This window comes from Parasphingorhabdus sp. (assembly GCF_965233695.1).
Classification (GTDB): Bacteria; Pseudomonadota; Alphaproteobacteria; order Sphingomonadales; family Sphingomonadaceae; genus Parasphingorhabdus.
Genome location: NZ_OZ247497.1, coordinates 1,134,129 through 1,160,820 on the forward strand (window position 1 = coordinate 1,134,129; position 26,692 = coordinate 1,160,820).

Below are 26,692 nucleotides of genomic sequence, written 5' to 3' on the forward strand. Positions count from 1 at the left end.
GAACATAGCCAGAAAAAGGCCCAATTCAATAGCGGGCACAATAGATAGACCCGATAGGTTCACTCACCCTGTTTTGATAGAACGCGTCCCTGGCGCTGGCGGGCTTTCCGCGCCGCCAGCAAAACATTGCGCTATGGCCATCCACCGGGTTGCGTTTGGACCGGTCACTTTTAAGTCTGTATCCGCAATATTACGAGTCTGGGTAACGACTTGGCAAAATTCCTCAGCCAAACCCTCAATCCGCTCTTCTTCGCTCTCATCGCCATAGTCCCAGACTGCACCAGAGGGGGCAGTAAGCTTGAGATAGGGCACAGGCTGCGGCGCTTCTTCGCCGTTGACCTTGAAGGTCCAGCCATAGGTGTTGAGGCCGATCATCACGATATTGCGGATGCGGTCCGCATTTTCGCGCTTGAGGCCGAGCACATCATAAATGGCCTGCGCATGCGACCAGTTTTCCATCAGCCGTGCGGTGATGGAAGAGCGCACGCTCATGGAAGGGCCCGCCCATTCGACCCGCATTGCCGGATCAGCTGCGCCAAATTCCGGCGCCATTTTCTGAAAGAAGTCCCGCCAGGTTTTTACGAGCGGCGCGCCGGATAAATTGTCGAGATAATCTGTCTCGAAAAACCGCATCGACGTCTGGCCCTTTTTGGCATTCTCTTTCATCGCAGTCATCGCCTCTTTGAAGAAGCCATGGAATTTTTCCGGCTCGGTCAGCGACCAATAGGCGGCCATGTTCCAGATATGCAGATGGCGGATTATGGCATTGATCGTCCAGCCCTTGAAACCGGTTTCCTGTTCCATCTGCCCATCGGAAAGATCTTTGACGAGCGCATATATCGCTTCGCTTTCGTCGAGAAAATCCTGTGCCTGCTCCATCATTATGTAATTCCCATTTCCTGCAATATTTCTTGCGTATGTTCGCCAAGCGCCGGGCTGGGCCCAGTGGTTGGCAGTTTTTGTCCATTGATATGCACCGGTGACGCGACATTGTGAATTCTCCCGAGCAATGGATGGTCCTGTTCCTCGAAGGCTTCGATCGCAACGATCTGGGCATGGTCCTTCACATCGGCCAGTGTCAGACACGGCGCGGCGGGCACATCGCCTTTGGTCAGGCCGGCGATCATCGTATCGGTATCATGGCGCGGCGGCTGGCTGGCGACAATTTGCGCGAGTTCGGCCATATGCATGCTGCGATTTTCGAGGCCTTGATATTTTTCTTCCGATTTCAAATCGTCGCGGCCGACCATTTCGAAAACAACCTGCCAATGCGCGTCGCTCATCGCTGCATAGGCAATCGCGCCGTCGGTGGTGCGTAGCGGCATCTGATAATAGTCGGCAAAGGGCGCCGCATGAATCGCATCATCGTTCATCAAGGTCAGATGCATGCCGCCGTCGGGCCACAGAAAGGCAATGCAGCTGGCCAGCATAGACAAGTCAATATGCTGTCCTTCACCGGAGCGTTCTCGTGCAAATAATGCAGCGGTTATAGCTTGCGCGGCGGTATAGGCGGTGAGCTTGTCGCATAGCAAAGTCTTCACATAGCTAAAACCATCGGGATGGCCTTGTGTACCCATGAAACCCGCCATCGCCTGCATCACATGATCATAGGCGGGGCGATCGGCCATCGGTCCGTCGCGACCAAAGCCGGTAATGGCGCAATAGATAAGTGCCGGTTTCTCGGCGCGGAGACTTTTGCTGTCGAGGCCCAGGCGCTGCATCACGCCGGGGCGATAATTATGAATGACAATATCGGCATCGAGGCACAGCTTGCGCGCCGTTGCAACGCCCTCTTTGCTTTTCAGATCCAGCGTGATCGAGCGCTTGGCGCGGTTGCAATTGTTGAACAGGCCGGAGATGCTTTCCTTCCGGCTGCCCAGCCAGCGCATAGGGTCGCCAATGCCGGGCGGTTCCACCTTGATGACGTCCGCGCCCTGTTGCGCAAACATCATGGTCGCGAGAGACGCGGTGATCATCGTTGAAAATTCGACCACCTTGATCCCGGCCAGCGGCTGTTGTGCTGTCACCTCTGCCATCTCATCTCCTATATCCCTTCGCGCTCATGCTGAGCTTGTCGAAGCATCTTATCAAAACCGTTCGAAACTCATCCTTCGACTGCCTGCTTGCAGCAGTCGCTCAGGACAAGCAGAATGAGCGCGGGCTATCGGTGCCGTCAATCCTCAAGATTGGCAGCGAGCCTCTCATAGGCGGTGATAAAATCTTCTTTGAATCCCTGGACAACCTGCGCAGTCGACATGGGCTGGTTCATCAGGCCAACGCCTTGGCCGACCCAATAGGTTGCGAGATCTTTTGCGCCCTGATTATCACCCTGACTCAATTTGTCGATCGAACGAAGGGGTGGTTCCGCGACCAGAGACTGCAATGGCATGGCCAGCGGAGTCGGCGCATCTTCCGCTTCCCAGGCATCGGTCCATGGCGAGCGCAATTGCCGGGACGGCTTGCCGGTACGAGAGCGGGCGCGAACCGTATCACGCGACGTTGCGTTCAGCATTTTCTCTTTCACGACAGGATTGGTCTCTGCCTCTGCTGTGGTCAGCCAGACCGATCCACACCATACGCCGCTTGCGCCCATGGCCATGGCCGCTGCCATTTGTGCGCCGGTGGCAATGCCGCCTGCTGCTAGTACCGGCGTGTCATCTCCCATATCGCGCAAGGCATTGCAGACTTCGGGGATCAAAACCATCGTGGCGACATCACCGGTATGACCACCGGCTTCTCCGCCGACGGCGATGAGAATATCCACGCCAGCGGCGACCTGGCTCATGGCATGTTCCTTGGTCCCGATCAGCGCCGCGACGGGTACGCCATGTTCGCGGCCCATATCGGTCATGACCTGCGGCGGGATGCCCAGCGCATTGGCGATGAGTTTGATTGGATGGCGGAAAGCAACTTCCAGCAGTGCGCCCGCATTGCCGCCGCGCAGATTGTCCGCGCCCACGGCATGTTCCCGGCGCAGTTCCTCCAGATCGCCGGGATCGACGCCATGACGCGCCATTATGTCTTTGGAAAACTGTTTATGTTCCTCAGGAATCATCGCCAAGGTGGTGTCAACATCGATCTGCTCGCCTTTGCCCTCAACCTTGTTGGGTACAATGATATCGAGGCCATAGGGTTTGCCATCGACATGATCGTCGATCCAGCTCAGTTCCTCTTCCAGTGTTTCGGGTGTGCAGTTGACGCCGCCGAATACCCCCATGCCGCCGGCTTTGGAAACCGCAGCGACAACATCGCGGCAATGGCTGAAAGCAACCAGCGGGAATTCGATGCCCAGCATGTCGCAAATGGGGTTTTTCATGACGCGTCGTCCTCTTCACCCGTTTCTTTTGCAGCAATTTCCATGATCAGATCATCGGCTGCAATCTGTTTGCCCGCGGCAGCCGCAACCGTTTCAACGGTACCGTCAATCTCCGCCAGAATCTCGTGCTGCATCTTCATCGCTTCCAAAACCGCCAGCTTGTCGCCCTTTGCCACAGTCGCGCCCTGCTCGACGAGTATCTCAAGTAACAGGCCGTGCATCGGCGCCACTACCGTGCCACCGCCAGCCATATCTTCCATGGCGCTGAGGCCTGTCAGGTCTGTGACCGACAGAGAGCGGGCCGGCAATGCCAGATGCAGATGGCGGCCGTCGGCATGATGTATCGCTTCGACCGTCCGGCCATTGACGCGCAGTTTTGCCATGTCACCGGTGCTGGACAGCAACTCGACTTGCGCTTCCTGTCCAGCACCATCCACATGATAATGCCCGGGTTGATGCACATGGACATGAACGATCCCATCCGTCTCGGTCGCTTCCGCCAGCTTTCCATATTGGGTGACGGTTTTCAGATCCGCGGTGCTCGACCAATCGAGCATTTCTGGATTGACGTTGAGCGCCAGTTTATGCGCCGCCTGCTGACGCAATTTGTGCTGGAGCACGGCGGCAATCGCAAATGTCGTAAAATCATGCGCGCCCAGATCAACACCCTCTTCGCCATAATTTTCGGCAATGAAAGCGGTGGTCGCCTGACCGGCGATAAAATCCGGTTTGCCGAGGGCATCGATCAGGAAGTCACGATTGGTTTTCGGACCGAACAGAGCGGTCTGGGACAAGGCCTTGACCATCTGTAGCCGCGCGTCTTCGCGGGTCGTTCCGTGGGTAATGATTTTCGCGACCATGCTGTCGTAAAACGGGGAAACCTCGCCGCCCGTAGCGATGCCGCTGTCGATGCGCGCATTGGCCGACGGATACCAGAGATCAATATGGCCGGTGCTGGGCAGAAAATCATCGGCCGGGTCTTCGGCATAGAGCCGTACTTCCATGGCATGGCCGGTGAGAGTGACATCATCCTGCGCAATATCCAGCGGTTCGCCTTGGGCAACTTTCAATTGCAAGGCAACCAGATCAAGACCGGTGATCTCCTCGGTTACAGGATGCTCAACCTGCAGCCGCGTGTTCATTTCGAGAAAGTAGAAACTGCCGGATTGATCCAGCAGAAATTCCACTGTGCCCGCCCCGCGATAATCGACCGCGCGGGCCGCTTCTACAGCGGCGGCTCCCATTTCAGCGCGCAGCTCTTCGGTCATGACCGGGCAGGGCGCTTCCTCGATCACTTTCTGGTGACGGCGCTGTACCGAACAATCACGTTCGCCCAGATGGATGGTGTTGCCATGACTGTCGGCAAAAACCTGAATCTCGACATGGCGGGGTTTGATGATCGCTTTTTCGAGGATCAGTTCGCCATTGCCAAAGGCATTTTCCGCTTCCGATCGCGCGAGCTTGATCGCATTGGGCACCTCTGCCTGATCGTGAACCAGCCGCATACCGCGGCCACCACCACCCGCGGCCGCCTTGACCATCAGCGGCACCCCGATTTTCTTGGCTTCGGCAATCAATGTCGCGTCGGATTGGTCATCATCCTGATAGCCCGGGACGCACGGTACACCGGCCGCAATCATTGCGCGCTTGGACCGCGCCTTGTCACCCATGACATCAATGGCTTTTTCCGGTGGTCCGACGAAGATGATATTGGCGTCGGCACAGGCTTGCGAGAAAGCGGCATTTTCCGACAGAAAACCATAGCCGGGATGCACGGCATCGGCACCGCTGTCCTTTGCCGCCTGTATGATGGTGTCGATCTGCAGATAGGATTCACTGACTGGCGCAGGCCCGATATGCACCGCGTCATCGGCCATATGAACATGGGGTGCATTGGCATCGGCGTCGGAATAGACGGCGACTGTTCTTATGCCTTTTGCTTTGGCTGTTCGTATCACCCGGCAGGCAATTTCGCCGCGATTGGCAATAAGGAGTGTGGATATTTGTGTCATCTATGGTTCCCTATTCCGGCTTCACGACCCAATTGGGTTTGCGCTTTTCAAAGAAGGAGGCGACGCCCTCCTTGGCTTCATCGCTGATCATGCGGTCGGCAAAATTTTCGGCAGCAAGGCGGATCACTTCTTCGCGCGGTTTACCAGCAATCTGGCCAAGCAGTTCTTTCGTTGCAGCAACCGCACCGGGCGCGGTGCCGAGCACCTGATTTCTGAGCTGCATCTCAATCGCTTCCAATCCCGGCACATCATCGGCGATAAAATCGGCAAAACCCAGTTCATGCGCTTGCATGCCATCAAAGCGGGCGGCAGTCAGCATCAACCGCCGGCCAGTGGCATAACCAAGCTTTTGAATGACGAAAGGCGATATCTGCGCCGGGGTGACACCGATGGCGGTTTCTGTCATCGCAAAACGCGCACCGGATTCGCAGATCACGACATCAGCGCAGCAGGACAGGCCAAAGCCGCCTGCCATGGCTGCGCCCTCGATCAGGACGATCACCACTTGCGGCGCGGTGTTGACCAGGTCGAATATTTCAGCCGCTCCCATCGACATGGTTATGGTCGCTTCGCGGTCGCCACTCGCCTGAAAATTCTCTTTGAAATTCTTCAGATCCGCACCGGCGCAAAAGACACCGCCGCGACCCCTTAGGGTTATGCCACGGACCGTCCGGTCGTCACGAACACCTTTTAAAACAGAGGCTAAGTCTGCCACCAAGGCGTCGCTCAGGGCGTTGCGATTATCCGGCTGGTTGAACCAGATGGTGAGCCAGCCCTGCTTGAGATCCAGTTCGAGGGTGCTGGTTTCGGGGAGGTTCGTCATGCTGTGTGCTCCTGCGCAGGCAGGAGCCCATCTCCTGCTATTCGGTAAGCCATAACGGCGGGAGATGGACCCCCGCCTTCGCGGGGGAACAAAAAGCGTTGAGTAGAAAAAATCATATCCGCGCCACACCGAAGGCATTGGGATGCAGCGTACGGTTCTTGGCCTCGAAAATTGTTTCGAGAGCAAAGCCGAGCACCTTGCGGGTGTCTCGCGGGTCAATCACACCGTTATCAAGCACGCGGCCAGAGGTGAAGAAAGCGCTTTCCTGCGCTTCGAAAATATCCCGGATGCGCTGGTTCTGTTTGGCAATGGCTTCTTCATCCGGTTCCACGCCTTTGCGCTGCGCCTGCACCTTTGCGACATGGCTCATCGTGTTGGCTGCTGATGCCCCCGCCATCACACCGGTTTTGGCATTGGGCCATGAAAACAGAAAATCCGGTTCAAAGGCGACGCCGCTCATACCGTAATTGCCTGCGCCAAAGCTGGCACCAATATAGAGCGACAATTTCGGCACGCGCACATTGGACACGGCCTGGATCATCTTGCTGCCCAGCTTGATCATGCCCTTATGCTCGGACTCTTTGCCGACAATATAGCCGGTGGTATTGTTCAGGAAGATGATCGGCAGTTCGGACTGGTCACATAGCTGGAAGAAGTGCGTCGCCTTGGCGGCCGCTTCGGGATCGAACGGGCCGTTATTGCCGATCAGTCCGACCGCATGGCCCATGATGCTCGCCTGCATGCAGACGGTGCCGGGGCCATAGCGGCTTTTGAATTCCTCAAAGTCCGATCCATCCACAATCCGCGCCGCGACTTCGCGGACATCATAGGGAATGGTATAGTCTGTCGGCACGATGCCCGCAATTTCGTCGATATCATAAACGGGTTCGGCATAGTCGTTCTGCCGGATCGGTGCGGTATTCTTGTTCCAGTCAATCCGACCCATTGTGTCACGGGCAATCTCGATACCGTGCGCATCATCATCCGCGAGATATTCGACACTGCCGGTGGTGCTCGCATGCATTTCGGTTCCGCCCAGCTCGCGATCATCGGCCACTTCGCCGGTCGCCGCATGAACCAGGGCCGCACCGCCCAGCGCCGCCATACCATTGTCGCGTACGCCAATGACATAGTCGGACATGCCCGGCATATAGGCGCCACCAGCGGTGGAAGGCCCGTGCAGCACGACCATGGTCGGGATACCCGCTGCGCTCAGCCAGGCGAGATTGCGGAACAGCATCCCGCCATGCGCCCAAAGCTCGACCTTATATTCCATCAGGTTCGCGCCCGCGCTCTCAACCAGATGGATGAAGGGCAGCTTCAGATCCTGCGCCATTTTCTGCGCACCCTTGGATGCGTCCCAGCCACCCGTTGTTGCGGCGCCCGCGCGAATGCCACTGTCATCGACCCAGATCATGCAGCGCACGCCTTTGACAAAGCCGATGCCAAGGATCACGCTGCCGCCCGGAATGCTGGTGTCGGGATTATCATCTTCGACGAGATAATTGGCCATATTATAGAGCCGCAAAAACGGCATACCGGGGTCGAGCAAGCGCGTCAGCCGCTCATGCGGGGTCAGCTGGCCGCGTTTTTCAAAAGTCGGGCGGCGTTTCTCCGATGCTTCAACAGCCCGCTTCTCCAGACTGCGCAGATGCTCGATCAGCGTCAGCATATCCTTGCGGTTCTGGGCAAAGCTGTCGGAGCTGGTGGAAATTTTCGATTTAAACTGGGGCATAGTCAGAGCGCCTTAGCCAAAGAGGACTGGAGTGATTGCGGTATGGAAACGGGAGCGGCGAGCAGGATCTGGGCATAGCTTTTACCCTGCGGATCATTGCGCATGGATGCAACCCCGCCGCCGCCCAAAATATCATGGAGGAGGAAGTTAATCGCGCCGGTGCCGGGCATGTAATAGCGCTCGACGCTGGACGGATCATCGGGCTGCGTCAGGAAATGGGCAAAGCGTTCCCGCACGATGTCCTCGCCGAGCGCTGCCCAGATATAGGGCGCATAGCTCTTGTCGCGCGGCAAAATGCCGATATTGGATTTATCACCTTTGTCTCCGGACCGGCCCCAGGCGAGATCGATCAGCTGCACTTGTGTCATGGGTCCGTCACCAACGGGCAGAGCAGGCGGGTCTGGTCGCTGGATCGCCGCAGCGTCAAAAGCCGTGCCTTTGGTTTCGGTAAATTCCTGACCATCATTGCCAACCGTCACCGAAATCGAGACTTCCGATTTTGGCACCAGCAGCGAAAACAGACGCACCACCGGTGAGGGCTTGGGTCGGCCGCCAGCGAACAGCGCCAGTCCCGGCGGCGTCGCGAGGCCCATGCCAGTGGCTTCCTTCAGCAGCAATAGGGTTGCTTTGGGATCGCGATGCTTGACGCCGATTTTCAGAACCACTTCGCGGGTTTCAGCTGCCTGTCCAAAGGTCCCGAAATGGCTGTCATCGCCCAGAGTCTCAATCAGCACCTCATCAAAATCACCGGCATTGGAGGCGCGCAATTTGGCGCGCGTGCGCTTGAGTGCATTTTCAGCAAAGCTTTCCGCTTTTCTTTTCGCGTCCATGCCAATGAAGAAAAACGGCGCGACCATCTTCCAGCCATCGGAATAGGTGGCGCATGTCTTGTAGCTATCCGGTGCGGCATGGCCGATGGCACCGGACACGGCGACGCGATTATCGGCTATCTGCTCCAAAGTTACTGCGCTGAAATCGCAGACAACGTCTGGCAGCATATAGGCTTGCGGATCGCCAATTTCATAGAGCATCTGCTCGCCGATCGTGCCGATATTGACGATCCCGCCTGTCCCTTCCGGCTTGGTCGCAATGAAGCTGCCATCGGCGGCGATTTCGGCAATCGGATAGCCGGCATTGTCCATGCTGCCCGCCACGCTTTCCCAATCGGTGAAATTGCCGCCGGTTGCTTGCGGCCCGCATTCCAATATGTGACCGGCCAAGCTGGCACCGGATAGCTGGTCGAGATCATCCGCGCTCCAGTCAAATTCATGGATGCAGGCACCAAGTGTCACGGCGCTGTCAACGCAGCGGCCGGTGATGACAATGTCGGCCCCCCGATTGAGGGCGGTAGCGATTGGGAAGGCGCCCAAATAGGCATTGATGCTGGCAATATTTTCCGGAGCGGGAAAAGCTTCGCCCGAAAACATCTCACGGGCGTCCGCAAAATCGACTGCGCGAGATGTGAGATCATCGCCGGTAATAACCGCGACTTTCAGATCGAGCCCGGCCTCGGCAATGACAGCGCGAACGGCCGCCGCACAAGCGACGGGATTGGTCCCGCCGGCGTTGGAGATCAGCTTGATGCCCTGTTTTGCGATGGCGCCAATATGCGGCTTGATCACCGCAGCGACAAAATCGGTCGCATAGCCCATGTCGGGATTTTTGGCCCGCGCCCGCGCCATGATCGACATGGTAATTTCAGCGAGATAATCGAAAACAATATAGTCCAGCTTTTGCCCGTTTTCCGCCGCCTGCAAAAATTGCGGCACCGCCATATCGGATTCGCCCCAGAAGCCGCTGGCCCCGCCGATGCGAATGATTTTATCAGCCGTCATATACTGGTCTCTCCTGAAACCAGCTTGGGTCAAGTTGCGCGACTTATCAACCCGTTATTGATGGATATGGACGCATAAAAACACCCGTCTTTGTGCTCCCGCGCAGGCGGGAGCCTATCTCCCAAGGGTGCGTTACACAGCAATCAGATAAGGCAGGCGATAAATCGAATACCGCGCTGTACTTTTACCGGCGGTTCAAGATGGTAGTACGGGAGATGGGCCCCCGCCTTCGCGGGGGCACAAATCTTTTGATTATCGACGACGTTCAGGCCGCTTTGTAAAAGCTCTCACCAGCGTCCGCTTTTTCGCGGAAGCTCATCGGCGGTTTGAACCGCTCGCCATATTTCTGGGCCATATTGTCGGCTGTGCGGACGAAATTGTCGACGCCGATCGTGTCGATATGGCTCATCGGGCCGCCGGTCCATGGCGCAAAGCCCCAACCGAAGATCGCGCCGAGATCAGCAGATTGCGGATCGGACACAACGCCTTCGTGGAAACATTGGGCCGTCGCGATCAGCTGGATGTACATCAACCGCTGTTTGACTTCCTCAACATCGGGCTGCTCATCTGCCAGCGGGAAATGCTCGCTGAGACCAGGCCATAATTTCTTGGAGCCATCATCGCTATATTCGTAGAAACCACCACCAAAACGGCGTCCGCGACGGTCAATCTTCTTGACCATCAATTCCATCAGATCCTCTGTCCCGCTGGAAACATAGGCGTCGCCCATTTCTTCCTTGGTTGACGTCATGATGTCGTAACCCAGTTGCAGGGTGGTCTCATCGACAATGGCGAGCGGGCCAATCGGCATGCCCATGGCAACGGCCGCATTTTCGATCAGTGCGGGTTTGACGCCTTCGGCAACCATCAGCATCGCTTCATTGGCATAAGGCGGGAACACACGGTTGGTGTAGAAACCGCGCACGTCCTTGACCACAATCGGCGTTTTGCGGATCTTGGCATTATAATCGAGCGCCACGGCCAATGCCTTGTCGCCGGTTTCGTCGCCGGGAATGATTTCCAGCAGGGGCATTTTTTCAACCGGTGAGAAAAAGTGCATGCCGATAAACTGATCGGGACGCTCGCTGTTTTTCGCGAGACCTGTGATCGGAAGCGTCGAGGTGTTGGATGCGAAAACCACATCCTTGCCGATGACTGCTTCGGTTTTCTTGATCACATCGGCTTTGACATCGGGGCGTTCAAATACCGCTTCGATGATCAGGTCGACATCTTTCAGATCGTCATAATTATCGGTCGGGGTGATCCGCGCCATGAAAGCATCGGCTTTTTCTTGGCTCATCTTGCCACGCTTCACGCCCTTGTCGACAATCTTCTGACTATAATCGATCGCCTTCTGCGCCTCTTCCATATTGCGGTCGAGGACGATGACATTCATGCCGCCCTTGGCTGTCACATGGGTAATGCCCGAGCCCATCAGGCCCGCGCCCAGCACGCCAACAGTTTTGAGGTCGGAAGCCGGCACGCCCTTGGGACGAGCGGCGCCCTTTTCGGCGGCCTGCTTGTTCACGAACAAGGTGCGGATCATGTTTTTGGATTGCGGGCCGCTGAGCAATTTGGTGAAATATTTGCTTTCAACGCGCAATGCGGTGTCGATTGGCAGCATCGAACCTTCATAGAGGCAGGACAGGATTGCCTTGACCGCTTCGTAATTGCCTTTGCTCTGCTTCAGCGCCATGGCTGACGAACCAAGGTACAGCGGCACGGCGCGGGGATCCATGGAGCCAGCGCCTCCGGGGAATTTCCAGCCCTTCTTGTCCCAAGGCGCAGATGCTTTGGGATTGGCTTTGACCCACGCTTTCGCCTTGGCGACGACTTCATCAGCAGGAACGACTTCATCAACAATCTTTTGTGCGAGCGCAGCCTGCGGGTTCATCGGCTGACCCATCATGATCGCCATGCCAGCCGCTTGCAAACCGGCAAGACGCGGCAGACGCTGGGTTCCGCCGCCACCGGGCAGCAGACCAACTTGCACTTCGGGCAGGCCGAGTTGCAGTTTCGGATTGTCGGCGCAAACGCGATAGTGGCAAGCAAGCGCCAGTTCGAGACCGCCGCCGAGGGCGAGGCCGTTAAGCGCGCAGGCAACCGGCTTGGCGTGGGCTTTGCCTTTCAGAAGGTCCTTCGCGCTGTTACCGCCGGTTTCCATCTTGCGGAGAACGCTGTTGAGTTGCCAAGCCTGATCAAATGCCTCTTTCATGGTTTCGGCCTTGGAAGAGCCGAGCATGTTGAGATCGGCACCGGCAAGGAAGCCGGATTTCTTGCCCGATGTGATCACCGCACCTTTGATGTCGTCATTGGAAATCAGTTCATCGACGAATTTCGGGAAGTCAGCCATCAGGCCTTCATTCCAGACGTTCATCGACTGGCCGGGAAGATCGATTGTGACAAGGGCAATGCCATCGCTGTCAATATCGACGGTGAGTGTTTCGTAAGTCATGTTTTTTCCTTTCTTGTATTCCTGCGCCAGAAAATTATGGGGCAGGAATCCATCTCCAGTTGGTTCATTTTGGCGATACCGGGAGATGGGCCCCTGCCTGCGCAGGGGCACTAAATTGCTATTTGTTTCTAGTTCACCCGCTCAATGATGGTGGCAATGCCCATGCCGCCGCCGATGCAAAGCGTCGACAAAGCGGTCTGCTTGCCCGAACGTTCCAGCTCGTCCAGCACCGTACCGAGGATCATCGCGCCGGTCGCGCCCAAGGGATGGCCCATGGCAATCGCGCCGCCATTCACATTGATATCGCTATGATCGACATTCATCGCTTCCATGAAGCGCAGGACTACGGCGGCAAATGCCTCGTTCAACTCCCACACATCAATGTCGCTGGCTTCCATGCCCGCACGCTTGAGTGCCTTTTGCGCGGCAAATTCAGGGCCGGTCAGCATGATGGTTGGCTCCGATCCGATCGACGCCATGGAAACGATCCGCGCCCGCGGTTTCAGGCCGTATTTCGTGCCTGCTTCTTCGTTGCCGATCAGCACGGCCGCCGCACCATCAACGATACCGGAGCTGTTACCGGCATGATGGACATGGTTCATTTTCTCAATGTCGGGATGCTTCAGAATCGCGACATCGTTAAAGCCGGGCATCTGCTCACCCATCATCTGGAAGGCGGGGTTGAGCGAACCCAGAGACTGCATGTCGGTTTCCGGGCGCATCAGTTCGTCATGGTCGAGAACAGTTTCGCCGATCACGTCCTTGATTGGCAGGATCGATTTGGCAAAACGCTTTTCTTCCCAGCTTTTCGCGGCGCGCTTTTGGCTTTCCACGGCATAGGCGTCGACATCGTCGCGGCTATAGCCATATTTTGTGGCGATCAGATCGGCGGAAATGCCTTGGGGGACGAAATATTCCTGAAAAACGAGCGTCGGGTCGGCCATGCCGCCCAATCCGTCGCTGCCCATGGGAATGCGGGACATGGATTCCACGCCGCCGCCAATCGCCAGGTCTGCTTCGCCAGATTTGATCTTGCCGGCCGCGATATTCACCGCTTCCAGACCGGAGCCGCAGAAACGATTGACCTGAATCGCAGAGGTGGTGTCCGCATAACCGGCTTTCAGGGCTGCCATACGGCTGATGACGGCGCCTTGCTCACCCACGGGGGAGACGCAGCCATAAGCAATATCTTCCACTTCATGACCGTCCAGTTCGTTGCGGTCATTGACCGAAGCGAGCACCTGGGACGCGAGATCAAGAGCGGTGATTTCGTGCAGGCTGCCGTCGCTGCGGCCTTTCCCGCGCGGGCTGCGCACAGCGTCATAAATATAGGCTTCGGTCATGCGATATTCCTTATTTTAATTAAGTCTGGACTGTTAAGTGCATAGTTAATGTTGCGCTGCAGCACAGTCAAGCAGTTTACGTAAACGTCAATCAAGAAAGGTGGGCGACTCGCCTTGTCCTTCTTGTGCTTCCGCTATAAACTATTCCAGGATGCTTTGATATTTCTGGCTGAAGACATCCCGCCCGACAATATAACGCATGATCTCGCTGCTGCCGGCATAGATGCGGCTCATCCGCGCATCGGTAAAGATCCGGCTGATCTCATATTCCTTCATATAGCCCGCGCCGCCATGCAGCTGCAGCCCCAGATCGGCCATTTCCCATTCAATTTCGCTGCCCAGCATCTTGCCCTTGGCGGCGATATTGGCGTTAAGCCCGCCCTGATTATGGACCTCGACACAATGATCGACATAGACCTGCAGCATGTCGATCTTGGAATCCATCTCGGCCATCTTGAACTGCGTGTTCTGCATGTCGGACAGTTTCTTGCCAAAGACATCGCGCTCCATGACGAACTCACGGGTGACATCAAAGGCGCGGCGAGCAGAGGCGGCATAGCCCACCATGGCTATCAGGCGTTCTTCGGCCAGACCTTCCATCAGATGGATAAAGCCTTTGCCCGGCGTGCCGAGCTGGTTCTCTTTCGGGATTTTGACGTTGTTAAAGAAAAGCTCAGCGGTATCCTGTGCATGCAGCCCGATTTTCTCCAAATTCTGGCCGCGTTCAAAGCCTTCCATCCCGCGTTCGACAATCAGCAAGACCATCGCATGTTTGTCATCGACGCCCGCTATTTTCGCAGCGACAATCACAACATCCGCGTTAATGCCGTTGGAGATATAAGTCTTCGAACCGTTCAGCACCCAATGATCGCCGTTATCGGTTGCTGTGGATTTCATGCCCGAAAGATCGCTACCTGCGCCGGGCTCGGTCATAGCGACCGCCAATATGGTTTCGCCGCTGACACATTTGGGCAGGAAGCGTTCGCGCTGTTCCTCGTTGCCGATATTCTTGAAATAGGGGCCAACGAGACGGCTGTGCAGCGTATTATACCATTCCGCGCAGCCCGCCCGGGTGGTTTCCTCGATAATGATCTGCTCATAGCGGAAATCATTATCGCCCATGCCGCCATATTTTTCATCCGGCCAGATCATCAGGAAACCCTGATCTCCGGCTTTCTTGAAAATCTCACGATCGACAATGCCGGCTTCGCGAAATTCATCCATGCGCGGCGCCACTTCATCGGCCAAGAAGCGGCGATAGGCGTCGCGGAACATATGCTGTTCTTCGGTAAATTTACGCATGGGAGAAATCCTTTAATGTTTGGCAGTTCATCAACATTGTTATTGCGGGTCGCGATAACGAATTCGGTTTAATCGGTCAATTAAAACACGGCTTGGCATGCCCGGCAACCTGTTCTTTTTGCCATGCTACACGATCATTCTTGATCGTTGCAATTGTTTGAAAAGGCTTGCTAAGAGTGGCCATGGCGAAAAATGACGATAAACCTTTCATATTGGGCCTTGGCGGCACAACCAATCCGCATAGCTCGACTGAACAGGCTTTGGCGATCGCGCTGAAAACAGCGTCGGATGCGGGCGCGGAAACCGAATTGTTTGGATCGGCCAAACTATGCGCTTTGCCGCATTACCGATCCGATCCTGCCGGCTTAAACGAAACGGGAAAATTATTGGTCGAAGCGGTTCGCCGTGCTGATGGCATTATCCTGGCGAGCCCCGGATATCATGGCACTATTTCCGGTCTGGTCAAAAATGCCGTCGACTATATTGAGGAAACAGCCGGTGATGAGCGCGTATATCTCGATGGCCTGCCAGTTGGACTGATCGTTACCGCTTATGGGTGGCAAGCCACCGGTTCGACATTGGCCGCGATGCGTTCGATTGTTCATGCGCTGCGCGGCTGGCCGACACCTTTGGGGGTTGGGATCAATGCTTCGGGCGGGATTTTCAAAAATGGGCTTTGCGCCGATGAGGCGGTGAATGAGCAGCTTCGTCTTGTCGCCCAGCAAGTGATGCAGGGTTCCCACCGGCGGGAATATCTGGATCAATAGCTATTCCGGCGGCAGATTGCCGTAAAAGTCCCGATACCAGCTGACAAAGCGCTTTAAACCATCTTCCAGCATGACTTTCGGTTCATAGCCGGTCAGCGCATGCAGCTTCGACACATCGGCGTAGGTCGCCGTAACGTCTCCGGGCTGCATCGGGCGCATGATCTTCTGCGCTTCCATACCCAGCGCTTGCTCCAGAGCTTTGATCATGTCCATGAGCCCGACTGGCCGACTGTCACCGATATTCAATACCCGATGTTCGCCAGAGGCTGGCGGATTGTCCAGCGACCCCAATATGCCATCAACAATGTCATCAATATAAGTGAAATCCCGCGCCATTTTGCCTTCGCCGTAAACTTCAATGGGCTCGCCAGCGAGAATCTTTTTGGTAAAGCCGAAATAGGCCATATCCGGTCGGCCCCACGGACCATAAACGGTGAAAAACCGCAGGCCGGTTTGTGGAAAGCCGTAAAGTTTCGCATAGGATGCGCTCATCAATTCGCAGGAGCGTTTGGTAGCGGCATAGAGCGAGACCGGGTCAACCGCCGGCTCTTCCTCGACAAAACCCTCGCCGCCCATCGGTTTATTGCCATAGACAGAACTGGAAGAGGCGTAGACGAGATGTTCGAAGTCGGCTGCATGACGGCTGGCTTCGAGCAGGCTCAAATGGCCTTCCAGATTGGACTTCTGATAGGCAAACGGGTTTTGGATACTATAGCGCACACCGGCCTGGGCGGCGAGATGGATGATGCGCTTCACGCCATTGACTTGTACTAGTTTACGCACGCCTTCAGCGTCGGAGACATCCATTTCCGCAAATTCAAACCCTTCCAATGACCGCAAATTTGCGAGACGCGCCGCTTTCAGGCGAGGATCGTAGTAATCATTCAGATTGTCGATGCCGATGACCCGCTCTCCGCGCGCAATCAGCCTTTGGGAAACCGCGTGGCCAATGAATCCCGCTGCGCCTGTAACCAATATGGTGTCTGATCGACCTCCTTGATCATCCATTTGGTTCATAGAGTCATTCCTCGGTCATTCGGGATCATTGTCTGGGTCAGTAACAGCAAAAAATGAAAATTTCCAACGGACTGGTTTCGGTTCAACCCGTTTATCCGTCAAATCGCGCAACATAGTCGTCAATGCGGCGGAGAGACTGAGCAATAGTTTCCTCACCGAGAAATGAACCACGAAAGCTGTTTTTGGCTAGCGCTACGATGTCATCCTTATCGAGGTTCAAGGCAGACGCGGTTGCCTCGTAATTGTCATTCAGATAGCCGCCAAAATAGGAGGGGTCGTCGGAATTGATGGTGGCACGCAGGCCAAGGTCGAGCATCTTTTTCAGCGGATGGTCTGTAAGATTGTCCACCACGCACAGTGACAAATTGGACAACGGACAGACAGTTAGCGTCATTTGATTGTTTCGCAATCTTTCAACAAGCCGGGGATCCTCCAATGACCGGTTGCCGTGATCCATCCGGTCGATCTTCAAAAGGTCCAATGCCTCCCAAACATAGTCCGGTGGCCCTTCTTCACCCGCATGGGCCACTGCCTTGAGGCCAAGAGCTTTAGCTTTGGCAAAGACTTTCGCAAATTTCGAAGGTGGATGACCGAGCTCCGATGAATCCAGACCAACCCCGGATATTTTGCCGAGATAGGGGGTAGCCTCTTCAAGCGTTGCCAAAGCATCTGCTTCGCTGAGATGGCGAAGAAAGCACATGATCAGCTTTGATGATATGCCCAGATGCGCCTCGGCATCACCCATGGCGCGCAATATCCCATCAATCGCGGTGGAAAAAGCTATCCCGCGCTCGGTATGGCCCTGCGGATCAAAAAATATCTCTGCATGAATCGCTTTGTCGGTATGTATCCGGTTGAAATAGGCCATCGTCAGGTCGTAAAAATCCTGCTCCGTGCGCAGGACATTCATCCCCTGATAATAGATATCCAGAAAATCCTGCAGGTTCGAAAAGGCATAGGCTTTGCGGACTTCTTCGACCGAGGCGAAGGGAATATCAATCCCGTTGCGCTGGGCCAGAGCGAACATCATTTCCGGTTCCAGCGACCCTTCGATATGTAAATGCAGCTCCGCTTTCGGGATATCGGCGATAAATGCCTGGCGCTGCTGGGGGGATGCAAAGCTCATGTCTAACTCTTTATGATGATGGGATTGGGAATGGCTTCCTCGCCGAAAATAATCGCCGCATCGGATTTGTTATCGCAAATTTCTTCTTTAGTCAGCCCGTCAAGCTCGTGCGGGAAGATCAGCCAGTCTTCGGTTTCATGAATGAAGAAATCGGGCTTCAAAACCGTCTTGTTGCGAGAAGGCTTGCTATACACTGTCGCAACGCGAACGTCCTTCGGCATATTGTGGCGGCATCGATCACTCAGTTCTTTCAGAAACGCCTCGATGCTGCGGCCACTGTCAAACACATCGTCGACGATCAGCAGATTGTCATCAGGGTTAAGCGTATCGACGAGATAGCCCAGCGCAAATACCCGCACCGACCGCTGTTGTTTATCAATTCCGGAATAGGAGGAGGTTCGTATCGCGATATGGTCGGTCGAGACACCATGAAATTCAAGAATTTCCTGTACCGCAATGCCCACCGGTGCACCGCCGCGCCAGATGCCGACAATATGGGTTGGTGAAAAATCACTTTTCAATATCTGCATGCCAAGCCGGAAGCTATCCGACAATAGGGCGTCAGCGGTGATGTAGGTTTTCTGTATCGTCATTTTGATCACACTTTCTCGCCGGCAAAAGAAACGCCTATCTGCAAAAAGTCCTAGGATATTATCGCATTAGCATTATGCAGAGACATAGGTAGCCGCTGTTTCAAGCATGTTAAACCGATATTTCCTGGAGAACCAAAATGACATTGATCGTCCACCATCTCAATAATAGCCGGTCTCAGCGTATATTGTGGTTGCTTGAAGAAATTGGCCTTCCCTATGAAATTCGCCATCATCAACGCGACGCGGTTACGAACCAGGCTCCACCCAGTCTGACGGCTCTGCATCCCCTCGGCAAGTCGCCGATGATTGAAGACGACGGACGCATGATCATCGAATCCGGTGCGATTGTAGAACATATTTGCGCGCATCATGGCGGTGATCAATTTGTGCCAGAGCGCGGGACCGATGACTATCTTCGCCATCTTGAGCTGATTCACTTTGCCGAAGGGTCTGCGATGACCCCGATCCTGCTGAACCTCTATGTTGGCCGGCTTGAGGAAGCGGGCGCGCCGCTGATGCCGCGGATCAATGAACAGTTGACTAGCCATTTTGACTTTATGGAAAGCGAACTCAATCCTTCCGGTCATTTTATCGGTGATAGCCTTAGTGCGGCAGACTTCATGCTTAGCTTCCCGGCAGAGGTGGCGATCGCTCAGGGCAGAGCCGAGACACATCCGAAGCTGGCCGCATTTGTTAAAGAATTGCAATCCCGGCCAGCATATCAACGCGGTCTTGAAAAGGGCGGAGAATATAGTTTCGCCGCGAGTTGAATTCGGTCGCACAATAAAACTGCAATAGCTCCGTCACAGCAGAGTCACGAACAACGCATATTTTTGGAACAAGCGATCCCTAGGGCACCCTCAAACCGAGGGAGTTCCAAAATATGCCTGCACCAAAAAATATCCGCCGCCTTGCCATCTGTTCCGCATTGCTCGCTACGGCTGCCATGCCGACTTCTGCCTGGGCTGGTACGATTATTGGCACTGTCAGTGAAGGCAGCGCGACGCAGGGCCTGCAATCAGCCGAATTGCGTATCGTAGAGCTCGACCGTGTTGCCAGATCGGGGCGTGGTGGTGCCTATCGTTTCCCCGATGTTCCTGCCGGGTCCTATACGATGGAAGCCCGCTATGTCGGAGCCGATATGGTCACGACCAAAGTGGATGTGCCAGAAACCGGCAATGTCCGTATTGATATTGTCATGCAGGGCATGGGCCGCAACGAAATACTCGTCATCGGCCAGGCTGCCAATCAAGCCAGCGCGTTGTCCCGTCAGCGCGCGGCCGATGGTGTCGTCAGCGCTCTCACCCGCGATTCTGTGGGTCAGTTTCCTGATCAGAATGTTGCAGAATCGCTCCGCCGTTTGCCCGGGCTGAACGTTCTGAATGATCAGGGCGAGGGCCGGTTTGTTTCTGTTCGCGGACTGGACCCCAATTTGAATAGTAGCTCGATCAACGGCGTGCGTCTGCCATCCCCTGAATCGGACATTCGTTCGGTTGCGCTTGATGTGATTTCCAGTGACCTGATCGAATCAATCGAAGTCAAAAAATCACTGACTCCGGACATGGATGGCGATACTATCGGGGCGTCGATTGAGATTAACACAGTCAGCGCCTTTGACCGCAAGAAAGACCTGCTCTCGGTTAAGGTGGAAGGTAGTTACAATGATTTGCGCGACGTGGCCTCTCCCAAGGCGAGCATCGACTTTTCCACGCGACTGAGCGATAATTTGGGCATCGCAGGCGGATTGTCTTACTACAACAGACGGTTCGAAACCGACAATGTCGAGGCGGAAGACTGGACCACAACCGATGAAGGTTTCGGCTATGCCGAAGAGGTCCAGTATCGCGATTATGACGTGCAGCGGGAACGGATCAGCGCATCCCTGTCGCTCGACTTCCGGGCGAGTGATGACACGAGCTTATACATCCGCGGAATATACAGTCAGTTTGATGATCAGGAGTTTCGGCGGCGCAATATCTTCAAGCTCGGCGATGCCACGGTAACCGGTGTGGATGCCGATAATGTGTCATTTTCCGATGCGGGCGGTGAAATCGAGATTGAACGCGATATCAAGGATCGTCAGGAAGAACAAAAAATCCGTTCTATCGCCTTGGGCGGAGAAACCAATACCGGGCCATGGACCATCGAATATTCGGCCAGTTGGGCCAAGTCCAGCGAACTGGAAGATGGTTCGGTAGACCCAACAGTATTTATCAGGGGTTTCGAGGATGACGGCCTTGATGTGCTGTTCGACTATAGCGACAGCAAAATCCCGCTATTTAATTATCTCAGCGGTGCGGACATAGCGACTGACCCATCGGGCTATGGTCTGGATGAAGTTGAATTTACCAAGCGCTCGGATGCTCAGGATGAGGAATATGCGGCGCAATTTGATATTGGCCGTCAATTCGCGATGGGCAGTGGTGATTTTACCGTGCAGGCCGGTTTCAAAGGACGCTGGCGGGAGAAGTCCTATAATCTTGATGTCGAATTTTATGAAGATCCGACCGGAACTTATAATCTCGGCGATGTACTCGGTTTTCCAACCTATCGGATTACCGACATCAGCCCGCTTCCCAGCTTTCGCGGTGCGAGTAATTTTTTCTTCGACAATTTTGACCTCTTTGAATTGCAGCCGGACGACTCGATATTTGACTCGGCAGCGGGTGATTATGTCGCAGACGAAGACATTCTCGCCGGCTATCTGCTCGGCCGGTGGGATAGCGACACGCTACGGGTGATTGGCGGGGTTCGCTACGAAAACACAAAAACCGATCTCAACGGAAACCGGGTTGATGAAGACGGACCGACTATCACGCCGGTGCGGTTCTCCAATGATTATGATAACTGGTTACCGAGCCTCAACATCCGTTTTGAGCCGCAGCGCAATCTTGTGTTTCGTGCCGCAGCCTATCGCAGTCTCGTGCGACCGAATCTCGCTGATCTGGCTCCGCGCTTTGAGCTTAGCGATGATAATGAGGGCGATTTCGGCAATCCCGATCTGCGCCCGTATCGCGCCTGGAATTTCGATGCCTCGGCAGAATATTATTTCAGCAATAATGGAGCGATTTCGGCTAATTTCTTCTACAAGGATGTCAAAGATTTTGTCGTTGATTCCTTCAACGAGGATGGCGGCGTTTTTAATGGGATAACATTTGAAGAAGCGGTCATACCGATCAACGGCGAAAGCGCGACCATCAAAGGCGTGGAGCTGAGCCTCAGCCAGGCCCTGACCTTCCTACCTTCGCCGCTTGATGGGTTTTTGGTGCAGGTTAATTACACCTATACTGACGCCGAAGGCACGCTGGATGACGGCCGGGATATTCCGCTGCCGGCTTCATCCAAACATACGCTCAATGCGGTTCTGGGATATGAAACGGGGCCGTTTAGCTTTCGATTGGCGGGGACATATCGCGACAAATATCTCGATGAAATCGGCGCGTCAGCCGAAGATGACCGGATTGTGGCTAGCCATTTCCAGCTGGACGCCAGCGCCAAATATCGGGTGAACAAGAATCTGCAATTTTTCCTGGAATGGGTGAATATCAATGATGAGCCTTATTTTGCTTATCAGAACCGCGATAACCGCCGCCGGTTGCTGCAATATGAGGAATATAGCTGGACGGCCAAATTTGGCGCGAAGGTGAATTTCTGATGTGCGGACCCAATTTATCGCCGCTCATGACATTGGCCGGATTGTCATTGGTGGCTGGTTGCGGTGAACAGGCTGCCCTGACGCCTGATATCATTGCTGTGCCTGCTGTGGCGGAAACAGACAGCGTAGGCACAGTCGGAGATGATGCAGCCGATGACCCTGCAATCTGGCGGAATCCGGATGATCCCTCGCAAAGCCTTATCATCGGTACGGATAAAAAGGCGGGCATTCATATCTATGATTTGCAAGGCCGCCAAATGTCGTTCCTTGCAGCCGATGCGGTGAATAATATCGATATCAGAACGGTATCCTCCGCTGCCGGTGAAGTGATCCTGGTCGGCGCAAGTGATCGCAGCGATCGCAAGCAGCCCCGGCTCGCGCTCTACACACTCGATAGCGAAAATAAGACATTGAACCCGCTGACCAATGTACAGGTGGGCAAAGGCGAGGCATATGGTTTCTGCTTGGGCATGATGAGCGACAGCGACTTGCGCGCTTTCATCGTGACCAAAGAAGGCACGATTATCGACATGTCAGTGAGGCTTTCGGAAAGCGTGCCAATCGTCGACGTCAATCGCATGTTTCAATTGGAAACCCAGCCGGAAGGCTGCGTGGTCGATGACCGCACGGGCATGCTCTATGTCGGTGAGGAAAATGTCGGAATCTGGTCGTTTGATCTCAAGCAGGAGCAACCTCAACCGGTGCAATTCGCTATACTCAAGGCGGGAGAGCTCACCGCGGACGTGGAAGGACTAGCGCTGGCTCCAGAAGGCGACTCCGGGGGCTATTTGGTGGCATCGAGTCAGGGCGATAACGGCTATGCCGTTTACGATCTGGAAAGCAGGACGTTTCGCTCGCGCTTTGTCGTAGAAGATGGATATATAGACACGACATCCGATACCGATGGCATCGAGTTGATACTCGGCGATTTTGGTCCCGACTATCCCGGCGGGGTTTTTGTCGCGCAAGACGGTGACAATGGAGAGGGCACGCAGAATTTCAAGCTTCTGTCCTGGGACGCGATACGAAAGGCTCTAAATCTGTAGAAAGTCATGGGTCGACCGCTGGCTAGAGATTGAAAACCCGGCGGGCGTTACCCGACAAAAAAGCATCTTGTTGTTCTGGTGTAAGGCCCAGCTGTTCCAGATGTTGCAGGCATTGCTGCGGAGACAGCATCGGCCAGTTCGTACCAAACATCACCCGCTTGAACCCGAGGCCCTTCATGAAGCCTATAAAGTTATCGGGAAGGCGATGCACGGCATAGGCCGATGTATCGACATGGAAATTGGGAAACTTGATGGTCAGGGAAATCAACTCGTCAATCCATGGAAACCCGACATGGCCGCCCACCACGACCAACTCTGGAAAGTCGAGCAACACATCCTCCAAATAGGGAATAGGCCTTCCGGTTTCTGATCGTAGCAGCGGTCCGGTATGTCCGATCTGCGTGCAAAACGGGACGCCAAGGTCAACGCAGGCGGCATATACCGGATAATAGCGGCGGTCATTTGGGGGAAGATCCCAGAGCCAGGGAACGACACGAACCCCGACAAATTTTTTGCCATCCACCCACTTGCGGATATCCCGGACCGCCTGCATTGGATTGGTCAGGTCCACCGTCGCAAGCCCGCGAAACCGTTCCGGTGCGCTATCGATTTGATCGCTGACTTCCTCATTGCTGATCAGTGATCCTTGCGGTCCGTGCCAGGCGGAGAGCAGGGAAATATCCACGCCAGCCTCATCCATCGCACGCAGAGTCGATTCGGTTGTAGGGATCAAAGGGTCGCCGGCCTGATTCGTCCATCGCAGCAAAGTTTCCAGCCAAGGGGCCTTTGCCATGCGCTCCGTGGTCATCTGCGACCAGACATCTATCGCGCCCATTTTGATCTCCTCTTGCCAATTAACTACATATGTGTAGTAATATCAGTATGGAAATGTCAATATCGAAAGGAAACGGATGTCGGCGTCAGAGCATCGTCTCTATTTTTTGCTGCAACGGGTTGCACATCGTCTGAAAAAGCGCGCGGACAGCGCTCTCAAAGACTCGGCTGGCCTGACAACGGCGCAAGCGGCGGCGCTGTCGATCATTGCCAAGGACGGGCCGGTCACGCAGCGCTTCGTGGCCGATAAGCTGTCGCAGAGGGAAAGTGCCGTCATGACGATGGCAAACCGTTTGCTGGCTGCGGACTATATAAGCAGAGAGCGGTCTGTGGCAGATGGCAGGGCCTGGGAGCTGACCATTAGTCCGAAGGGATTGGATGCGCTCAGCAACATCAAAGTGCCCTTCGGCAAGATAAACGATGTGCTCGATAAAAATATCGATGCCGAGGATGCGGAACGACTGGCCGTAAGCCTGAAGAACATACTTGCTGCTTTGGATGAATAAGGAAACGAAATGAAAGAGATATATTATGCCAAGTCGAAAGCGAGTTGAACAATTTATTCACGCCGTGGTGCATGGCGATCATGCCGAGGCCATCAAAGAATTTTATCATGCAGACGCAACGATGCAGGAGAATCGCGAACCACCAAGGCGCGGTCGTGATAACCTGATCGCACATGAAAAAAAGGCAATGGATCGCTTGCAGAGGATGAAAACACATCCGCCCGAAACGGTGCTGGTCGATGGCGACGATGTGATGATCCTATGGACATTTGATGCGACCGATAAGCAAGGTGTAACGCGCAGACTCAATGAAATTTCCCATCAGGTATGGTCGGCCGATGGCATTATCAAAGAGCGGTTTGTCTATGATAGCGCTACCGCCTGGCAAGTTGTTGAACCCGATTGAGCATAAAAGAAAATCACGCTCTGTATCTTTCCAGAGCCATCGCCTAACGTCCGGCCAAACAGCTTGAACAGGACATCCGATCTATGAATCTTAAAGACAAAATCATCGTTATTACAGGCGGCGCAAGTGGCATTGGCGCTGCCATGGCGCGACGCTTTGCCGCGGCAGGCGCTAAGCATGTTGTCTGCGCGGATCGGGATTTGGCCGGGGCGCAGTCCGTCGCGAACGATATCGGCGGAACGGCCATTCAAACCGATGTATCTTTGGAAGCGGATATTACATCTCTTATCGAGACGGTGGAAAAAGACATCGGCCCGATCGATCTGTTCGTGTCCAATGCCGGGATCATCATGGAAGGCGGCGTTGAAGTTGCTGATGATGGCTGGCAGAAAATCTGGGACATTAATGTCCTCGCCCATATTCGCGCCGCCCGCATATTGGTCCCCAAAATGCTCGCGCGTGGTGGCGGATATATTTTGAGCACTGCTTCTGCCGCTGGCCTGCTGGCGCAAATCGGTTCCGCGCCCTATTCGGTGACCAAACATGCAGCTGTGAGTTTTGCCGAATGGCTGGCAATCACCCATGGCGGCGATGGACTGAAAGTCTCGGTGCTCTGTCCGCAGGGTGTGGCAACAGCAATGACCGCCGATATCGATACTTCTACGGTTGCAAAAGACGGTATGCTGACCGCCGAAGCCGTTGCGCAAATCACGCTGGATGCCATTGAAGAAGAGCGCTTCCTGATAATGCCGCATCCACAAGTCGCTGATTATATCAAGCAAAAGGGTAGCGATCCGGAGCGCTGGATCACCGGTATGCAGCGCTGGCAAGCAATGTTGAACGAGCAAGCCTCCTAACATTAATGACCTGACAAAATGGAGCATTGGGCAGAGGCCCCTGTGCGATTAGCCTCTCTTGCAAATATAAAGGAGGATTCGAAATGGCATTGGTATCAGTGGTCGGCGCAACCGGACGTCAGGGATTGGCTCAAATCAGGCAATTGGGGGCCACGGGCCACAGGGTCCGCGCACTGTCACGCAGCGAAACCCCTGATCTGGGCGGTAGCAACGTTGCCGATGAAGCCCGCATTTTTGATCTCTATGATGAAGATACATGGGTTCCGGCTTTTGAAGGATCGGATGCTGTTTTCTATACCCACCCTTTGCAAGCGCGCGAGGATCGGGCGACTTTAACGGGCCGCGTGGCTGCTGCGGTACAGAAAGCAGGCGGCAAACGCTTCATCTGGAATACGTCGAGCTGGATTCCCGAGCGCCCCGGTGATCCATTTACTTATGGCAATAACACGATCGCCGTAAATTCCATTTTTCGCTCCGGCGTGCCCGCCACCGTTTTTGGTTCGGTGCTGTTTATGGACAACCTGCTTACCAACTGGGCGCGGCCGTTCATCGTCAATGAAAGCCGTTATGTCTATCCGCATGAAGCACATCTGGAGGCTAACTGGATCAGTCTGGATGATGTCGGCAAATGCATGGTCGCAGCTATGGAGCGCCCCGATTTCGAGGGATCGTGGATGAATATTGGCGGACCGCAGCGCGTTAAGCCGCCTGAGGTTGCCAAAATCTTGTCCAAGGTTTTCGGGCGCGAGATTAAATATGACCCCTGCACACCGGCAGAATTTGGCGACCTGTTGGTGAACGCATTTGGTGATGACGTGCCAGAGGAAAATCGCGCGACCATGTCGGCGGGAATCGCAGCCTTCTATGAGTATAATAACAAGGCAGAGACCAAGCCTTTTGAAGTATGTACGGACTTCATGCAGCAACGCCTGCCAGAGGTCGAGTTTGAAACGCTGGAACAATGGGCCGCGCGACAGGACTGGTCGGACAGCGCCCACCGGCCACCTGCCGGCTAGGGTCTCTGCGCACGCAGGAAATTTCCTGCAAAGCTGATTTTAACATTG

22 protein-coding genes are annotated in these 26,692 nt (G+C 54.9%); 8 read left to right on the plus strand and 14 right to left on the minus strand.

Annotation, left to right across the window (positions count from 1 at the left end):
• Positions 1 to 63 precede the first annotated feature (63 nt).
• The 10 genes from ACO6S1_RS05320 to ACO6S1_RS05365 all read right to left on the minus strand — a co-directional run bounded on the left by ACO6S1_RS05320 (position 64) and on the right by ACO6S1_RS05365 (position 14,821).
• On the minus strand, positions 64 to 882 hold the full coding sequence (locus tag ACO6S1_RS05320; RefSeq protein ID WP_422345281.1) for a TIGR03084 family metal-binding protein: 819 nt from the start codon (positions 880 to 882) through the stop codon (positions 64 to 66).
• Positions 882 to 2,036 carry a CaiB/BaiF CoA transferase family protein gene (locus ACO6S1_RS05325; protein ID WP_422345282.1) on the minus strand — a complete coding sequence of 385 codons (1,155 nt, stop codon included), beginning with the start codon at positions 2,034 to 2,036 and terminating at the stop codon, positions 882 to 884. The genes ACO6S1_RS05320 and ACO6S1_RS05325 overlap by 1 nt, the downstream gene beginning before the upstream one ends.
• Positions 2,037 to 2,173: 137 nt before the next feature.
• Positions 2,174 to 3,316 (minus strand): NAD(P)H-dependent flavin oxidoreductase, encoded by a 1,143-nt coding sequence (locus ACO6S1_RS05330; protein ID WP_422345283.1) that lies wholly within the window; start codon positions 3,314 to 3,316, stop codon positions 2,174 to 2,176.
• A complete protein-coding gene (locus ACO6S1_RS05335) occupies positions 3,313 to 5,328 on the minus strand; it encodes an acetyl/propionyl/methylcrotonyl-CoA carboxylase subunit alpha (protein ID WP_422345284.1) in 2,016 nt (671 codons plus the stop codon). Before ACO6S1_RS05335 ends, ACO6S1_RS05330 begins: the two co-directional genes overlap by 4 nt.
• Positions 5,329 to 5,338: 10 nt before the next feature.
• Positions 5,339 to 6,151: an enoyl-CoA hydratase/isomerase family protein gene (locus tag ACO6S1_RS05340; RefSeq protein ID WP_422345285.1), complete on the minus strand. Its 813-nt coding sequence runs from the start codon at positions 6,149 to 6,151 to the stop codon at positions 5,339 to 5,341.
• Positions 6,152 to 6,263: 112 nt separating this feature from the next.
• Positions 6,264 to 7,886: an acyl-CoA carboxylase subunit beta gene (locus ACO6S1_RS05345; RefSeq protein WP_422345286.1), complete on the minus strand. Its 1,623-nt coding sequence runs from the start codon at positions 7,884 to 7,886 to the stop codon at positions 6,264 to 6,266.
• A gap of 2 nt (positions 7,887 to 7,888) precedes the next feature.
• Positions 7,889 to 9,721: an acyclic terpene utilization AtuA family protein gene (locus ACO6S1_RS05350; RefSeq protein ID WP_422345287.1), complete on the minus strand. Its 1,833-nt coding sequence runs from the start codon at positions 9,719 to 9,721 to the stop codon at positions 7,889 to 7,891.
• Between the two features lie 265 nt (positions 9,722 to 9,986).
• A complete protein-coding gene (locus ACO6S1_RS05355) occupies positions 9,987 to 12,176 on the minus strand; it encodes a 3-hydroxyacyl-CoA dehydrogenase NAD-binding domain-containing protein (protein ID WP_422345288.1) in 2,190 nt (729 codons plus the stop codon).
• 128 nt (positions 12,177 to 12,304) lie between these two features.
• A complete protein-coding gene (locus ACO6S1_RS05360; protein WP_422345289.1) occupies positions 12,305 to 13,519 on the minus strand; it encodes an acetyl-CoA C-acetyltransferase in 1,215 nt (404 codons plus the stop codon).
• A gap of 141 nt (positions 13,520 to 13,660) precedes the next feature.
• Positions 13,661 to 14,821 (minus strand): acyl-CoA dehydrogenase family protein, encoded by a 1,161-nt coding sequence (locus tag ACO6S1_RS05365; protein ID WP_422345290.1) that lies wholly within the window; start codon positions 14,819 to 14,821, stop codon positions 13,661 to 13,663.
• Between the two features lie 182 nt (positions 14,822 to 15,003).
• Between ACO6S1_RS05365 and ACO6S1_RS05370 the strand changes: the two genes are divergently transcribed.
• Positions 15,004 to 15,588, plus strand: coding sequence for an NADPH-dependent FMN reductase (locus ACO6S1_RS05370; protein WP_422345291.1), 585 nt, complete (start codon positions 15,004 to 15,006; stop codon positions 15,586 to 15,588).
• Here the strand turns inward: ACO6S1_RS05370 and ACO6S1_RS05375 are convergent, their stop codons facing one another.
• From ACO6S1_RS05375 to ACO6S1_RS05385, 3 genes are all read right to left on the minus strand, one after another.
• Complete coding sequence (locus ACO6S1_RS05375) at positions 15,589 to 16,605, minus strand: SDR family NAD(P)-dependent oxidoreductase (RefSeq protein ID WP_422345292.1); 1,017 nt, start codon at positions 16,603 to 16,605, stop codon at positions 15,589 to 15,591.
• A gap of 91 nt (positions 16,606 to 16,696) precedes the next feature.
• Positions 16,697 to 17,731 (minus strand): adenosine deaminase, encoded by a 1,035-nt coding sequence (locus ACO6S1_RS05380; protein ID WP_422345293.1) that lies wholly within the window; start codon positions 17,729 to 17,731, stop codon positions 16,697 to 16,699.
• Positions 17,732 to 17,733: 2 nt separating this feature from the next.
• Positions 17,734 to 18,324: a phosphoribosyltransferase gene (locus tag ACO6S1_RS05385; RefSeq protein WP_422345294.1), complete on the minus strand. Its 591-nt coding sequence runs from the start codon at positions 18,322 to 18,324 to the stop codon at positions 17,734 to 17,736.
• A 137-nt stretch (positions 18,325 to 18,461) separates the two neighbouring features.
• Between ACO6S1_RS05385 and ACO6S1_RS05390 the strand changes: the two genes are divergently transcribed.
• The 3 genes from ACO6S1_RS05390 to ACO6S1_RS05400 all read left to right on the plus strand — a co-directional run bounded on the left by ACO6S1_RS05390 (position 18,462) and on the right by ACO6S1_RS05400 (position 23,025).
• Positions 18,462 to 19,094 (plus strand): glutathione S-transferase family protein, encoded by a 633-nt coding sequence (locus tag ACO6S1_RS05390; RefSeq protein WP_422345295.1) that lies wholly within the window; start codon positions 18,462 to 18,464, stop codon positions 19,092 to 19,094.
• Between the two features lie 113 nt (positions 19,095 to 19,207).
• Positions 19,208 to 21,979, plus strand: a complete 2,772-nt coding sequence (locus tag ACO6S1_RS05395) for a TonB-dependent receptor (protein WP_422345296.1) — start codon at positions 19,208 to 19,210, stop codon at positions 21,977 to 21,979.
• The gene (locus ACO6S1_RS05400; protein WP_422345297.1) at positions 21,979 to 23,025 is read left to right on the plus strand and encodes a phytase; all 1,047 of its coding nucleotides are present in this window, start codon (positions 21,979 to 21,981) and stop codon (positions 23,023 to 23,025) included. The genes ACO6S1_RS05395 and ACO6S1_RS05400 overlap by 1 nt, the downstream gene beginning before the upstream one ends.
• Before the next feature lie 22 nt (positions 23,026 to 23,047).
• Here the strand turns inward: ACO6S1_RS05400 and ACO6S1_RS05405 are convergent, their stop codons facing one another.
• Complete coding sequence (locus ACO6S1_RS05405) at positions 23,048 to 23,860, minus strand: amidohydrolase family protein (RefSeq protein ID WP_422345298.1); 813 nt, start codon at positions 23,858 to 23,860, stop codon at positions 23,048 to 23,050.
• Positions 23,861 to 23,936: 76 nt separating this feature from the next.
• On the opposite strand from ACO6S1_RS05405, the gene ACO6S1_RS05410 reads away from it, so the two are divergent.
• The 4 genes from ACO6S1_RS05410 to ACO6S1_RS05425 all read left to right on the plus strand — a co-directional run bounded on the left by ACO6S1_RS05410 (position 23,937) and on the right by ACO6S1_RS05425 (position 26,644).
• Positions 23,937 to 24,365 carry a MarR family winged helix-turn-helix transcriptional regulator gene (locus ACO6S1_RS05410; RefSeq protein ID WP_422345299.1) on the plus strand — a complete coding sequence of 143 codons (429 nt, stop codon included), beginning with the start codon at positions 23,937 to 23,939 and terminating at the stop codon, positions 24,363 to 24,365.
• A gap of 25 nt (positions 24,366 to 24,390) precedes the next feature.
• Complete coding sequence (locus tag ACO6S1_RS05415; RefSeq protein ID WP_422345300.1) at positions 24,391 to 24,771, plus strand: nuclear transport factor 2 family protein; 381 nt, start codon at positions 24,391 to 24,393, stop codon at positions 24,769 to 24,771.
• 83 nt (positions 24,772 to 24,854) lie between these two features.
• On the plus strand, positions 24,855 to 25,628 hold the full coding sequence (locus ACO6S1_RS05420; RefSeq protein WP_422345301.1) for an SDR family oxidoreductase: 774 nt from the start codon (positions 24,855 to 24,857) through the stop codon (positions 25,626 to 25,628).
• An 83-nt stretch (positions 25,629 to 25,711) separates the two neighbouring features.
• Positions 25,712 to 26,644, plus strand: coding sequence for an SDR family oxidoreductase (locus tag ACO6S1_RS05425; RefSeq protein ID WP_422345302.1), 933 nt, complete (start codon positions 25,712 to 25,714; stop codon positions 26,642 to 26,644).
• The last annotated feature ends 48 nt before the right edge of the window (positions 26,645 to 26,692 follow it).